The organism is Methylobacterium sp. BE186 (genome assembly GCF_031457035.1).
GTDB lineage: Bacteria > Pseudomonadota > Alphaproteobacteria > Rhizobiales > Beijerinckiaceae > Methylobacterium > Methylobacterium segetis.
Genome location: NZ_JAVDVV010000052.1, coordinates 1 through 13,040, shown reverse-complemented (window position 1 = coordinate 13,040; position 13,040 = coordinate 1). Strand labels below are relative to the sequence as shown.

General features: G+C 62.7%; 16 protein-coding genes. 12 read left to right on the top strand and 4 right to left on the bottom strand.

Going from position 1 to position 13,040, the window contains the following annotated elements; all coding sequences use genetic code 11:
- The first annotated feature begins 356 nt into the window (after nucleotides 1-356).
- The 3 genes from J2X36_RS26445 (at nucleotide 357) to J2X36_RS26435 (ending at nucleotide 2,623) form a co-directional block, all read left to right on the top strand.
- Nucleotides 357-1,724 carry a pilus assembly protein gene (locus J2X36_RS26445; RefSeq protein ID WP_310355164.1) on the top strand — a complete coding sequence of 456 codons (1,368 nt, stop codon included), beginning with the start codon at nucleotides 357-359 and terminating at the stop codon, nucleotides 1,722-1,724.
- 114 nt (nucleotides 1,725-1,838) lie between these two features.
- Nucleotides 1,839-2,048 carry a hypothetical protein gene (locus J2X36_RS26440; RefSeq protein ID WP_310355162.1) on the top strand — a complete coding sequence of 70 codons (210 nt, stop codon included), beginning with the start codon at nucleotides 1,839-1,841 and terminating at the stop codon, nucleotides 2,046-2,048.
- 359 nt (nucleotides 2,049-2,407) lie between these two features.
- Nucleotides 2,408-2,623, top strand: coding sequence for a hypothetical protein (locus J2X36_RS26435; protein WP_310355160.1), 216 nt, complete (start codon nucleotides 2,408-2,410; stop codon nucleotides 2,621-2,623).
- 189 nt (nucleotides 2,624-2,812) lie between these two features.
- Here J2X36_RS26435 and J2X36_RS26430 read toward each other — a convergent pair whose 3' ends face one another.
- Nucleotides 2,813-3,334 carry a Cache 3/Cache 2 fusion domain-containing protein gene (locus J2X36_RS26430; RefSeq protein WP_310355159.1) on the bottom strand — a complete coding sequence of 174 codons (522 nt, stop codon included), beginning with the start codon at nucleotides 3,332-3,334 and terminating at the stop codon, nucleotides 2,813-2,815.
- Between the two features lie 618 nt (nucleotides 3,335-3,952).
- Between J2X36_RS26430 and J2X36_RS26425 the strand changes: the two genes are divergently transcribed.
- Nucleotides 3,953-4,192, top strand: a complete 240-nt coding sequence (locus tag J2X36_RS26425) for a hypothetical protein (RefSeq protein WP_310355157.1) — start codon at nucleotides 3,953-3,955, stop codon at nucleotides 4,190-4,192.
- A 101-nt stretch (nucleotides 4,193-4,293) separates the two neighbouring features.
- Here J2X36_RS26425 and J2X36_RS26420 read toward each other — a convergent pair whose 3' ends face one another.
- Entirely contained in the window at nucleotides 4,294-4,911 is a 618-nt protein-coding gene (locus tag J2X36_RS26420; RefSeq protein WP_310355155.1) for a hypothetical protein, read from the bottom strand.
- A gap of 481 nt (nucleotides 4,912-5,392) precedes the next feature.
- On the opposite strand from J2X36_RS26420, the gene J2X36_RS26415 reads away from it, so the two are divergent.
- From J2X36_RS26415 to J2X36_RS26400, 4 genes are all read left to right on the top strand, one after another.
- Nucleotides 5,393-5,881: a hypothetical protein gene (locus J2X36_RS26415; protein WP_310355154.1), complete on the top strand. Its 489-nt coding sequence runs from the start codon at nucleotides 5,393-5,395 to the stop codon at nucleotides 5,879-5,881.
- An 89-nt stretch (nucleotides 5,882-5,970) separates the two neighbouring features.
- Entirely contained in the window at nucleotides 5,971-6,162 is a 192-nt protein-coding gene (locus J2X36_RS26410) for a helix-turn-helix domain-containing protein (RefSeq protein ID WP_310355152.1), read from the top strand.
- Nucleotides 6,163-6,586: 424 nt separating this feature from the next.
- Nucleotides 6,587-6,847, top strand: a complete 261-nt coding sequence (locus tag J2X36_RS26405; protein WP_310355150.1) for a hypothetical protein — start codon at nucleotides 6,587-6,589, stop codon at nucleotides 6,845-6,847.
- The gene (locus J2X36_RS26400) at nucleotides 6,844-7,947 is read left to right on the top strand and encodes an AAA family ATPase (RefSeq protein WP_310355147.1); all 1,104 of its coding nucleotides are present in this window, start codon (nucleotides 6,844-6,846) and stop codon (nucleotides 7,945-7,947) included. Before J2X36_RS26405 ends, J2X36_RS26400 begins: the two co-directional genes overlap by 4 nt.
- Before the next feature lie 347 nt (nucleotides 7,948-8,294).
- Here J2X36_RS26400 and J2X36_RS26395 read toward each other — a convergent pair whose 3' ends face one another.
- A complete protein-coding gene (locus J2X36_RS26395; protein ID WP_310355145.1) occupies nucleotides 8,295-8,528 on the bottom strand; it encodes a hypothetical protein in 234 nt (77 codons plus the stop codon).
- A gap of 469 nt (nucleotides 8,529-8,997) precedes the next feature.
- Between J2X36_RS26395 and rmf the strand changes: the two genes are divergently transcribed.
- Nucleotides 8,998-9,180 carry a ribosome modulation factor gene (gene rmf / locus J2X36_RS26390; RefSeq protein WP_310355143.1) on the top strand — a complete coding sequence of 61 codons (183 nt, stop codon included), beginning with the start codon at nucleotides 8,998-9,000 and terminating at the stop codon, nucleotides 9,178-9,180.
- Nucleotides 9,181-9,787: 607 nt separating this feature from the next.
- Here rmf and J2X36_RS26385 read toward each other — a convergent pair.
- On the bottom strand, nucleotides 9,788-10,291 hold the full coding sequence (locus J2X36_RS26385) for a MucR family transcriptional regulator (protein WP_310355140.1): 504 nt from the start codon (nucleotides 10,289-10,291) through the stop codon (nucleotides 9,788-9,790).
- A gap of 796 nt (nucleotides 10,292-11,087) precedes the next feature.
- On the opposite strand from J2X36_RS26385, the gene J2X36_RS26380 reads away from it, so the two are divergent.
- From J2X36_RS26380 to J2X36_RS26370, 3 genes are all read left to right on the top strand, one after another.
- Entirely contained in the window at nucleotides 11,088-11,258 is a 171-nt protein-coding gene (locus J2X36_RS26380; protein WP_165937862.1) for a hypothetical protein, read from the top strand.
- An 839-nt stretch (nucleotides 11,259-12,097) separates the two neighbouring features.
- On the top strand, nucleotides 12,098-12,274 hold the full coding sequence (locus J2X36_RS26375) for a hypothetical protein (RefSeq protein WP_310355139.1): 177 nt from the start codon (nucleotides 12,098-12,100) through the stop codon (nucleotides 12,272-12,274).
- 29 nt (nucleotides 12,275-12,303) lie between these two features.
- A complete protein-coding gene (locus J2X36_RS26370; RefSeq protein WP_310355137.1) occupies nucleotides 12,304-12,498 on the top strand; it encodes a hypothetical protein in 195 nt (64 codons plus the stop codon).
- The last annotated feature ends 542 nt before the right edge of the window (nucleotides 12,499-13,040 follow it).

The following is a 13,040-nucleotide window of genomic DNA, read 5'->3' as shown; positions in this document are numbered from 1 at the left end:
TCGGCGATCTTCTCGACGCCTTCACGCCAGCCGAGTGCGCCAACTACTTCGCCGCCGCCGGTTACGATCCGGAGTAAGTGGAAATCGCTCTAGAACGCGCTGCGGTCGTTCAATTGATCGCCGCATGATGCTCGGACTACTGCGGGAAGGACTGTCGGCGTTACAGCAGAAACCCGTAGGACGGCGCAGTCTAAGCCATATCGATTTGCCAAAAACCGATGGAAGCTTGGATGAAACATTAACAATTCGTGCGCCACTGCTTGTGTCTGGCATGGCGACGACAAGCGGCAACTCAGATGAAACCAAGTAAAGAGGTTCGAGCCCAGGCGAGTTGGTCCTTTGCAATTCAGACAGCGTTGAGCAAAGAGAGCACGTTCAAGAGCGACCGCCGCGGTTCGGTCGCCGTCATCTTCGGGCTCAGCGCGACCGTGCTGCTCGGCATGGCGGGCGGTGCCTCTGACTACGCGCGCCTCGTCCACCGCCGCGCCCAATTGCAGAGCGCCGTCGATGCCGGTGTGCTGGCTGGCGGCAATGCCCTCAAGCTAGCGGCCTCCAACCCCGCCAGCATCGCGGGCCTGACCGAGCAGACCATCCGCGACGCGGCCAAGGGATCCGTCAGCCAGCCGCTGACGGTCAACATCACCGTCGCAGACGACAAAACCAGCGTCTTCGCGCGCGCAGAGGAGACGATCCGGTTCACCTTCGGAGCCTTCGTGGGCATCCGCTCTACGACCATCGCGACGAAGGCCCGCGCCAACGTGGTCGGGCGCATGCGCTTGTGCATGCTGACGCTCGACCCCGCCGCTCCTGGCACATTTGCGCTGCAGAAGAACGCTCAGGTCACCGGCAACAGCTGCTCGCTGTACTCGAACTCCAAGAACACCAAGGGCATGGTCGGCAAGGACAATGCCCTGGCTCGGGCCGATCTCATCTGCTCGGGAGGCGGCTTCGACGGAGCAAAGGCCAACTTCTCGCCCAACCCGCAGACCGACTGTCCTGCCATCGAGGACCCGCTCAAGGGCACCGGTCAGCCCAGTCTCGGCGACTGCGTGCAGCTACCCGCCTCCGCGCGCAAGGACGGCAAGCTCCGCCCCGGCGAGAACAGGGTCGACACGAGCTTCACTCTGGAGCCCGGCACCTATTGCGGGGGCCTGCAGATCACCGGCGCGGCGGTCGTGACGCTCAAGGCCGGCATCTACATCATGAAGGATGGGCCGCTGATCGTAAAGGACAGCGCCTCCATGTCGGGCGTGGACGTGGCCTTCTTTTTCACAGGCAACAAGAGTGGCCTGCTGTTCGACAAGAAGACCACCATCAGCCTCGCGGCACCGACCACGGGCGTGTTGGCGGGTCTGCTGATGTCGGAAGAGCGCTCGGTCAGCTCACCGATCGATCCGGTCCTTGAAGCGACCGACATCATCACAGGCAATGCCATCCCGCCGACACCGCCACCGCTGGGCATCACGAAGCCGATGCGGACGTACCGCATCATCAGCGACAACGCCCGCACGATGCTCGGGACGATTTACCTTCCGGCCGGGCGGCTCGTGATCGACGCCAGCAAGCCTGTGGCGGATCAATCAGCGTACACGGTCATCGTGGCGCAGCAGGTGAACCTCTACGAAGGGCCGAACCTCTTCCTGAACGCCAACTACGACGCCACGAGCGTGCCGGTGCCGAAGGGCGTCGGCCCCATCTCAGGCAAGCTGATGCTGACGCAGTGAGTTCGCGATCTGCAATCTCACGAAAAGGTGAGGGAGCTGTTCGAGCCTGATGTTAGTTGAAGCGCCCAACGTTGCGTCGGTCGGAGCGCAACCGGCTTGGCTGGGGAGCGCACGTTGGATCACACGGATCGCATCACGGTCGTCGGAATTGCTCAGCTTGCAGGCGTTGAGGTGATCGACGGTGGCGATACGGTCGCTGTCCGTCTCCGCGCGGCAGATGATCGAGAGATCACTCTGCTCGTGCCACAACAGATTGCCGCCGATCTCCACGCCAACCTAGGCGTTGGTCTGCAAGAAGCACAGGATCGTCGTCGCGCAAGGTGATCCTCTCGGGCAGGGCTGCGCCATGAGAGAGAACTCTCGGACCTTGGCCATCACCCTGATCGAGGCCATCCTCGAAGACGAGAGGGCTGCGAGCCTGTTCGCTTAAGCTCGCGCCGGATGTGCGGATCATTTGCGATTGTCGGCTCTCTGGGAGTGACAGAGCATTGGAGTGCACCCCAGCAAGAAGTCCTGGGGAGGCAGGCGCCGGCCGTGCTCGTTTCCATCCCCCAACGATGTCGCGGTCGGTGTCCCCGTTCCCGTAACCGCTGATGCGCGAACCCGGGCGCTTGCTACCTTCGCCCCTCCTCTGGCCTCGGGTACGAGAGGAGTATCTGGGGTCAGGCCGGGTGGAGCGAGGCGTGACGCGGTCGATCAACGATCAGTTGGATGCCCTCGACCGCCTCATCGCCGAAGGCGAGAAGCGCTACGCCGAGCAGGTCACGCGGATCGAGCAGCTGAACGAGAATGGGCATTGCGCGATCGGGGCCAGGGGCGTGTTGCTGAACATCAAGACCAACCTCGCAGCGCTGCGCACCCGCAGAGCGCGTCTTCAGACCATGCTGACGACGTCGTGAGTGTAGCTCGGAGGTCCGTGCGTGCCAGAGTTGCCCCGCGTTGCGGCTGCCTGCAGATCTGGGGGTAGGCACCCCGGCGGCGTCGAGGGCTTGGGCCGCGGCTTCGGCTTGCGAGGTGGCTCCGGCTCGATCGGCGCAGGCACCGGGTCAGGCTCAATCCCGGCGACGGCGAACAGCGGCAACGACGTCCTACTTCTTCGGGTATCCGACGTAGTAGATCCCGATGATGCCCTGGCTCGCATCGCGGATCGGCTCGTAGCCCGTGGTGTAGGGTTTGCCGAGGATGTCGGCCTCGCCAAAATAGGCCTCTCCCTTGCCAATCGCCGCAATGGCCTTCCCCTTCGGATCGAGGACTGTGCCGACGGCGCGTGAGCCATCATCCTTCTTCACGTTCGTCGAGACCCGGACAAACTCACTGCCGCTCTTCACGAACAGGGTTGCGGTCCCGCCGACCTCCTTCTGCACGCTGTCGACCAAGGAGAAGTCGCCGTTCACCTTGGTCTGGCCGAAATAGAGGACCGGCACGGTCTTCCCGGCGATCGTGTCCTCGCCCTTCACGCTTGGAGCCCCCAAGGCGGCAGCCTTCGTCTTCAGGCTCTTCATAGCCGTCTGTACGTCTTCGGTGGGCCCTGCCGACACGCTTGCCGGGATCGAAGCGGCTGCGGCGGCGAGAGCGGCCAAGAGCGACAGGGTGAGTAGGGGCGTCTTCATGGTCATCTCCCTCTGTCTTCGTCACGTCGGTGTGACGACGATGGGAGTTCAGCCCCGTGTGGCGCTGATGGGTCGCAACTATTCAGGCTGCAGACCGATAATGCGGGATCAGGATGATAATAGTGTACGTTACCGTCTCATCTTGTCCCTATGCGATTATGATCTCACATTAGGTAGACTGCATCAAGTTGATTAAGCGCGCCGGTAGATCCATCCGAAACTTTGCGACACCCGATTGGCGGCTCCCGTTACGCCGCCAGCCAAGGGCGGAGCGTCTGCTGAGGCATACCCCAGCAGGCGAGCAGGGGCATGCACAAGGTGCATGCTCGTTCCAGTGGAGCCTCAGAGGCTGACCAAGTTCGCGTTCCAGCCGTCAGGGCCATCCACTCGGGATGGGGCCTCGACGGCCTAGCAGCGTTCCACACGGCAAGTCCTAACGGAACGCTTTCACGCGCAGGCGATCATCAGGCTTGCCGGCCCGACGCGGCTCAGCGCCATTGGGCCAAGCGGTGAGGGCACGGACCTATCCGATCGGACGCCGAGGGAAACCGAACGCCGAGGGAACCTGCCCGCAGGACCGCCATTCCACCTGCATGATACCGAGCATCAAGGATCTCCATGGCTCGTCACGTGCCGCCTCTCGGCGTCCTAATCTTGGCCTTTGTCTGCTTCGCTGAGGCGCCGCATGCCGCGGCAGCGCATAGCGTGAACACCGTGCGCGGTGTCGTGGCATCCGCCCAGGGCGATCAAACGACACTGCCCCGCCAGCAGGAGACGATCGCCGGTGCTTGGACACGCGCCGACAACCGTGCCCGCTGGAACGCGGAACTCTACAACCGCCCCATGCAGCGGTTCTGATCGTCCTGAACAGCTTCCCGTCCGCGCCCGTCACGGACGGGCCGCTTCGGTTGGCTTTGCCACGAGGATAGCCCGGCCCAGCAGCCGGGCTTCCGTTAGCGTCACGGCTTGGTGCTGCCGGTCGTGCTCGGCGCGGTCGTGCCGACCTGCTTCGGCCTGATCTCCCAGGTCGTGTTGTGCGGGATGTCCATAGCGGTGTAGCCGCCGGAGCCGGCGAGCGCCGGCATTACATTGCAGGCGAAGGGCTCACGGCCCGTGATGCCATCGTACTTGCCGGTACCACCCGTGATGATGTGCGTGCCGCAGCTGAGATCGGCCTGCGTCTTGTCGACGTCGCGCGTATCGAAGGTGGAGAAGATCTGGTCGCCGTCCTTGTCGGCGAGCACGCAGGCACCGTCGATGTACTTCCTGTCACCCGACGCGACGTTCAGCGCCATGCACCGCGCGGACATCTTGTCGAGCATGGCCTCGCCCTTGAGGTTCTGCGTGGTTCCGACGGCCTCGAGCGGTGTCACAGAGCCGAGACCCGGGAGGTCGATGCCGCTTAGCGGCCGGAAGACGAAGTGCGTGACATAGGGCGTAGTGCCGGACTTCGCGATGGGTTCACCGAGCGCAGCCCCGGAGCTGGCAGCAACAAGGAGGCCGGAAAGAGCTGCCATACGAACAAGCGGAAGCCTCGCGGCGGCTGCCGCGGTGGTGCCTGGAAACACTGGCTGCATTGCTGCCTCCTCGCCTTAGCGGCGGAGTTCGACACAGCCGGGGCACGTCCACGTTTTGCAATGTCCGCCGCATACACCGCAGCTGACAGGCGGCCCCGCGCGCCGCACAAGGGAAGCTCAGCTATTCGCACGCACAATGCGAAGCTGACCCTTGCGGGATGGCTACTCTATTACTTATATTCATTAGCAAAATTGCAAGAGATACAAGCAATTGTTAAGATGTTTCTAGTTTGTATTTGGAAATACGGAAGAATTATTTTGAGGCCCGTTCCATAACGCCTATTGCACGCACGGCGGCTGAGAGGCTAGCGCGCCCTGGCGGGTGAGCTACCATCCTCGGCAGCTCGTTGTCAGGGACATAGCCGGCTCGCCCGCTCGGTAGGTGGCGCAAAACGCCGAGAGCCCGTGGCCCAAGGCTCCCAGGCGCGGTCGGCGCTCATTTCGGCGAGCGCGCGAATGCGGGCACGGAGAGGAGGACAGCATGGGACATGGGGGGAAACGTAAAGGCGCCGGCCGTCCGCCAATCCTGGACGAAATGCAGCGGTATCGAATTGGCCTCGACTGTTTGCGGCGCTTCGAGAAGAGGGCTCTAGAGAAGGGAAAAGAAAGAGAGCGTGCTTGCAATAGCGGCTTTGATGAGCTGGATGAGATCCGCGCGCAATACGATAATAAGTTAAGCCGCCATTTGATCTATCGGCTCAGTAAAGGCGAAAAGCCGAGAGGCATTGAATACCAAGCTATCGAGCAACACCTCAGCGCCTTTGAAGATATTATTGACGGTAAGTTCGTCGGCTCGCGCCTAGTTATATTCAATCCGATCAGGCATTATGCAGAACGAACTAAGATACTCCAGGAAATCGCGCAGGAATATTCTAGCTTTTATTCTGCAAGGATAACGCCGCGTATGGTCCGAAAGTGCGCAGAGGAAGCTCGCGCCCTAGAGGAGACGCTTCGGGAACAGCAATCTTGATTTTCGTCCCAATCTGAGAGGGCGCCTGGAGCGCCTCGCTACTGTGCTCCTGAATGCGGGATGATTCCGCGGCGTCAGGGAGTACGTTCGTGAACAGCAAGCACGCTTACACCATTGCGGAAGTTATCCGCATTACAGGATCAAGCCGGACGACGATCTACGCTGAGATTGCGGCCCGCCGCCTCACAGCTAAAAAGTTGGGCCGGCGAACACTCATCCTCGCTGATGATCTGCGCACTTGGTTGAACGGTCTACCTGCTCTCAAAGCGCAGGTGGGTTGAGCCATGTTGCCACAAAATGAAATGAGCCCGGCGCTGCGCGGATGCGCAGTCACCGGGCCCGATCGAAGCGTTTGCCTGGAAGCCAACTTCGATCAAAGCCTTATCACAAATCGCCTCGTCGTGGAACGACTGCAACGCCGCCTCGGTGTCAGCACTTCCGTTGCTGCAGCCATTGCGGGCCTCGCCGGTCTCGGACCGATTGAGGTGCGCCAATGAGATTACCGCATTTTACCGCTCCATGGCTGGAGAAGCCGCGATCATTCGCTTGCAACTTCCTCTCCGGAACAAGGCCCCACACACGACTCAGCCCCACCTTCCTGAAGCCCCATAGAGCTGTCGACTACCGATCCCTGGCACTTGGGGTTATGAGCATCGCTTCTAGCAATCATGCGGGCACCCGCGCCCTTCCTCAGGGAGGCGCCGCATGAACCCCGATCACATCGCCCACGGCAGCCCCGAAGCTCTGCGCGAGTTTGTGGCTGAGTGCCTGAGTCGGGCCAACCTCTACACCAGCATGGGGATTGGCTATGCGGCCGCCTCCGACGATGCCGGTCTGGATTACTCGATCCGCTGCACAGTTGCCTCGCTGCGGCAAGCGATCAGCGTGTTAGCCCTGCTGAAGGAGACAAAGCAGCAGGCTCACAAGGCGCGTGAGACTCAGCAGCTCGCAAGGGGGCTGTCATGAGGCACGATCCCTTCACAGAGGAGATGGATCATCTCGGGCGATTTGAGCCCGATGCCTTCTCCGCCTTCATCCCTGACGCTCGCTCAAGGATCGGCAACGCCGCGGATCTGCGCCACAAGTGCTTCCCGCCGATCCGCTACGTGGTCCCCGGCTACATAGCCGAGGGCGCAACCCTGCTCGCCGGCAGGCCCAAGCTCGGCAAGAGCTGGCTCATGCTGGAGGTTGCCCTGGCTGTGTCCGCTGGCGCCGTGTGCCTCGGCGGAACACAGTGCGAGCAGGGTGATGTCCTCTACCTCGCGCTTGAGGACAACGAGCGGCGTTTGCAGCGCCGAATCGACAAGGTGCTCGGCGCCTTCGGCGGCGAGTGGCCGTGCGCGCTGGCCTACGCCACAGAATGGCCCCGAGCCAATGAGGGCGGCATCGAGCGCATCCGCGAATGGATCACTCAAGCCGAGAACCCGCGCCTTGTAATCGTAGACGTGCTGGCGATGTTTAAGCCGGTGCGCGGCGACCGCGAGAGCCTGTACGAGGCGGACTACGGCGCCATCAAGGGTCTGCAAGGGCTCGCAGGCGAGTTCAACATCGCGATCGTGATCGTGCATCACACCCGCAAGAGTGGAGCGGACAGCGACCCGTTCGAGAAGGTAAGCGGTACCCTCGGCCTGTCGGGAGCCGCCGACACGACGGTGATCCTCGATCGCGATGGGAGCGGCGCAACGCTCTACGGTCGTGGCCGCGACGTGGAGGAGATCGAGGCTGCCGTCGAGTTCGACCGCGAGACCTGCCGCTGGCGCATCCTAGGGGCAGCTGACGAGGTTCGTCGCTCCGACGAGCGCGGGACGGTGCTGGCGCTGCTGAAGGAGGCGGACGCGCCGATGTCACCGTCCGAGCTAGCGGCGCTGACTGACAGCAGCAGCGGCGCCATGCGCAAGTTGCTGCACGTCATGGGCAAGGCTGGTGAGGTGAGCAAGGTCGGGACCGGTCGGTACATTCACCCTGACCGTGCGGATCTGGGGAGGGCTGGTAACGCTACTCCCGGTAACAGCAGTAACAGCGGTAACACCTACCGTTCCCACAAAGACGGGAGCCGCGATGAGTGATGTTCCTGGCCGTTACCGTGTTACCTCTGTTACCGGGGTAGCGTTACCGAGGCCGGAGTTTCGTCATCAAACGCCTTGGTCCCCTGGGCTCACGACCTCGATCCGGCCGAGCGCTTGGCCCGACTCTGCTCCCTCCGCGCTATCGTCCGCCTCACCTGTGGACCGCGTGGGGAGGTGCTAGCCCACTTCCTGGACCGCGCTGAACGAGATCCTGCCGCCCTCGTCCCTGCGATAGAGGTTCTGAACCGCATCGCGTCCGCCGACCGCCGGCATAGGCTCGCGAGCTACGCCGGATTACACCGTGGGGAGTCCGCCACGACTGAGGCCGAGCCCTTCAGCTCGCAGCCTCAAGTGCGGCGGTACGCCTGCAGCTGCTCCGGGATCTGCCAAGAGGGAGTGACGTCCAGAAGCACCAGAACCCGGTCTCCGTGATCAGTCGCGTAGGACAGCGTGTAGTTCTCGTGGCGCAGGCTCGCGTAATCGAGATCGACCACGGCTCTCGCCGCACCGAACTGCTGTTCAAGGCCGCTCACAAGCACATGGAAGGCGTAGCTTGGAACCTCGAATAGGATCTTGCTCATCGCCGCGTCCCGTCGCTTGGCCTGCGCTCCCTCGCCGCCCGGACGAGCAGAGAATTAGTCGTTGCGCCGACTATCGGCGCTCGCGGATCGGAACACTGTGATCTCGCTCACAAAATCCGCACCTCTACTGCTACGCTTTGCTCATCTGCTGAAGCAGTTGCAGGATGTAACGATCTCGGCTCAATTCGCGACAGACCTAAAAGAGCACTAACCCTCAATTGTCAGGCGCGACCGTTTGCGGGCTCGCAGCACTCTGCAGGAGGCGCCTGAGACGCCGGCCGAGTGCCACTTTGAGCGCCAGGCGTGCGTGGTCGCAACGATCGTCACGCTGATAGTCTGGTAAGTCGATTGAGGGCCACCTCGCTAAGCATCAAGTCGACGGTGCGGTGTCCGTCACTGCTGCCACAGCTCTGGATCTGCCGTGCTTCAACTGAGTTGCTTTGCGGGGGCGGGAGCCAGAGCTATTGCCATGGCAGACACCTGTCACACTCAAGCTGATCCCATTGAGCAAGGCGCAAGGGCGCGCATTCACGGCCGCCCGAAGGATGCATGCCCGTATCCCCTCAATAGCGAGGAACATGCTTCCTGGTTGGAAGGGTATGATGGCGCACCCCGCGACAGAGCACTGGATCCGCCGCTGGCCGCTGGCTGAGCCATGGTGCTCCTTTTCAGCCCGCCCCGTCTAACTTTTGCGAATGCCATTGGTTGTGGTGAGATCGAAGGTGGCGGGGTCGGTTCCGACACCCGGCATGGCCCTGGCGGGGGAAGTCGCCCCCGATCGCTGCCGGCGGGGCCGATCCCCATCCATACCCTTGGCCCCGCAGCCTAACGGCTCGCGGGGCTTTTCGCGTCTAGCGCGTGGTATGCCATCATACCAGCGAGGGCGCTCCCAAGGCCGCTCTCACCTGAGCCCGCCTGGCGTCCCTACCCCTCGCCGTAGCGGGCTCAGTCGTGTCGGGGTTGAGCGCGCCGCCATCGCGGCACCTGCCTCGTTCCACCGCGCTCAACCAACCCGCGCTTCTCCAGATCGTCGCAGATTAGAGCCACAATCTGGGTCCGTTTCACGGTTGGTATCGCTGCTCGAACCGCGATGGCTCCGGCCGTAGCGAACTCAGCCGTCAGGGCGTCGAGCACCTTGCGTGTGAGTACCGGCAGTGGACCGTCGAACGGCATGATGCTTCACACCTCGGGGAACGACATCAGCACGAGCAGGAGGGCGGCGACAGCCTACAGGCCGCCGCCATGCCGCGAGCGAAGGCCTACTCACCCGTTTCGGCGCCAGCGGTCTTGCGCGAGCTTCTGTTGCCCTTCGGCTTTTTGGATGCAACCGGTGTTGGCGTCGGATCAACCTTCTGATGGCGTCGGCCGAGGCCGGTCTCCTTAGCAAGAGCGGAGCGCTGCTCGGAGTAGGAGGCTGCCGTCATCGGGTAGTCCGCAGGCAGGCCGTACTGCTGACGGTAACTGTGCGGATCGAGCCCGCGGGTGGTCAGGTGCCGCTTCAGTGACTTGTAGGGCTTGCCGTCGATGAAGCTGATCAAGGCATCCCGGGTGATCGATTTGCGGATCTGGGCCGGGGTTAGCTTTTCAACCAGTCCCTCGGCTGCTCCCGCAGGCCTGTCCAAGCTGCGGAGGGCCGCATGGACCGAGGTAATGAGTTCCGGCAGGTCCGATGCCTGCACCGAGTTATTCGACACGTAGGCGGCTACGAGGTTGCTTACCCAATCAATCTGGTTCGCCTCTGGTGCTGAAGTGCTCTCTTCCACGACGGCCTCCCTCATTCGAGGCGAAAATCCTCAAACCAGCGGAAGCGAAAGACAATTGTACTTGCGGACAATTCGCAAAATTTTCGCCTAGATCTCGCTCTTGACGATCGAGCGGGCGGCAGAGGGTTGATTCTGGTTCTCGATGAAGCTCAGTGGGCTGAGGGCACTTTGGCTGTTCGGCATCTCCAAGTGCGGGGAGGGAAATTGCTCAGGCATAGCGCACGGCACAAAGCCACCGCCTGGCGCTGCACAGGACCAGTTGTTTGCTGTCTGAGGAATCCCTAAGCGGCTTAGCGATTTCCTTCGCGCCAATCAAAATTGGAGGAGCGCAAAATACCCCTCGCGGCGGCGCGCTTTTCGTGCGCCTCGCACTTCACTTTTGCGAAGGCTGCGGCCTGCAGCAAAGTCGAGGCTGCCAAGGTCGGCTTCGACACCCGACATGGCCTCGCTGGCGGAGTTCCCCCTGATCGCCGCTGGTGGGGCCAACTTCCACCCGCGCTTCACTGCCCCGCAGCTCCCGGGTCGCGGGGTTTCTCTTGCCGCGCTTCAACTGCGTGAAGGCGGCGGCCGTCCGACCAGCCATCATCGGCACGCTGGACGGCGCTCTCCAGCGCGGCCTCGCCGGCCTTCCTCCCCGTTCATGACATCGGCGGGGCCGCTTCTGTTTCGTGCCCAAGATGAACACTCGCTCCGCAGCCTCACGGCTCGCAGGCATTGCGTTGGTGAATTCAGCGCGGATCGGGCCGCGAGCGGAGGGCGTTTAACCGGAGGCGGTGCGACGCCCCGGGAGAACGTGGTGACCGATGTTTTTGATCTGCTGGACGCTGACCAGCGCGAGGAAGCGGCGCAGGCCGGGCTCGCCGAACTCCAAGCTGCCCTAGCCTCCCGAACTCCGGAAGAGCGCGCTGCTTTCTGGAAGGCGATCAACACCTTCTACGTTCCACCACCTGAAGATCAGGACGATTGAACCGCCGCGGATCACGTCACCGCCTGCGCGGCCGAGTTGCCGAGGTCACGCCCCATCCGGTCCGCCCCAGCGCCGGCCGCGCTTCATGTTCACCCTGTCGATCAGCCTCGACGCGCCTCTGCAACGATGTCTGCCCCGCCCCGTTGGTTCTCATGGCTACCATGGAGGCGGGGTCATGAGGGTGAGCAGAGAAGCCGCGAAAGCCATGGCCAAGGCGTGGGCGGCGCCGAAGACGAATGAACCGCCGAAAGATCAGCCCGCGAAGAAGAAGGGTTAAGACGTCACTTCGCCGTTGGAAGTGGGAAGCTAACGCGTTGCGAGTCGCTTCCCCGCGAGCTGCTGCGCCAGCCGCCCGTCGCAATCCAAGTCGACCATCTCACCTGTGATGCTGAGCGTCCGTTGCAGATCCATTGGTGTTCCTGCCGGCGGGCACCTCACGTCACCGCCTCCGTGGCTGAGACCCCTTCAGGCAAAGAAAAGGGCCAGCATGACCGGCCCTCCTCATTGCATGCTGTAGGGGAATGATCAGCGGACACCGGACGAGGTGCTGCCGGTCGTATCACCCGTGCTCATGTTGGAACCGTCGCAGTGGCCGCTAGCTTCGCCGAAGGTCGGACGCTCACACGCCAACGTTCGCAGATGTTCAGGCTTCCGGCGCAACCGCTCGGTGTGCTGAACTCTTGGTCCCGGTAGGGCATCCCTCATCCCGAACGGGCGGCAATCCAGGCCGGCGAGATCCACGAATCGCGCCACTTCGATTGCCGTGTAAGCCGGGTGGGGCGGCATTCAAGGCGAGGTGGGCGAGCCTGCTACGGCGACAATTCTACGGCGACAACACTATGTCCGATCCTAAGAAGCTGGTCCGTGTGCTGATTACGGACGTTTCTGGCGGCTATGAACTCACGGTCGAGGCCGACGACGGCCACGTGCTAAGGGTGGTTGCGACTGCTCGCCAAGTCGAAGCTCTCGCCCGGCAGTTCACAAAACTGACCGATGACGAGCAGGCAGGCGGCTGACGAGGGCGCTCACGAGGCCGAGAGGAGGCATGATGGCCAACGATCACAGCAAGGAGCGGAAGCAGGCGGAAGCGGAGTTTGCCAAGACACAGGATCGCGCCAAGCCAGAAGCTTTGAAGGAGCAGATCGCCAGCGCAGCGGATGAGAACACTGCGCGCTTGAAGGCAGCGCGATTGGCGCGCGACGCTGCTGATGAAACAGCAAGGCGCAAAGGGCTGCGGTGAGCCTGTTGGCCCGCTGATGGGGACGTAAGCCAGTGGACCGCGATTGGGGGCGGCGTTAGCGGCCGGGCAACCGCCAGGCTTGCGCAGCGCAGGACTATTGCCGGAAGTATGGCTTGCCTTCAGCCCGCCCGGTTCGCCGCGTCGGGCTTTTTCGTGCGCACGCTCTAGGTCTCCTGCTCTCGAACGGGGGAGATCCGATGTCAGACCTCCCTAGCCACATTGTCGCTCGCGCCTAGACCCAGGCCGCGAAGATCGCCGACCGCCAACGCGTTGCTCAGGAAGCGAGGGCAGAGCACGAGCAGCAGCAGCGAGCACGCGACGAGAAGACCGAGCGTCTGAAGGCGATGCGGCTGGCTCGTGAGGCGCAGAACTGAGTTCGTGCGTCTCGCACTTCACCTTTGCTAAGGCTGCTGCTGGCAGCGGGGCCGAGGGTGCCTTGGTCGGCTTGGGACTATCGGAAATTCCGTGTGTGGGCGGCGAGTTGAACATCAGGCCGCCATGGCCCGGGTGAAGCGCTCGCCGAAGATGACGGCGAACTGCGC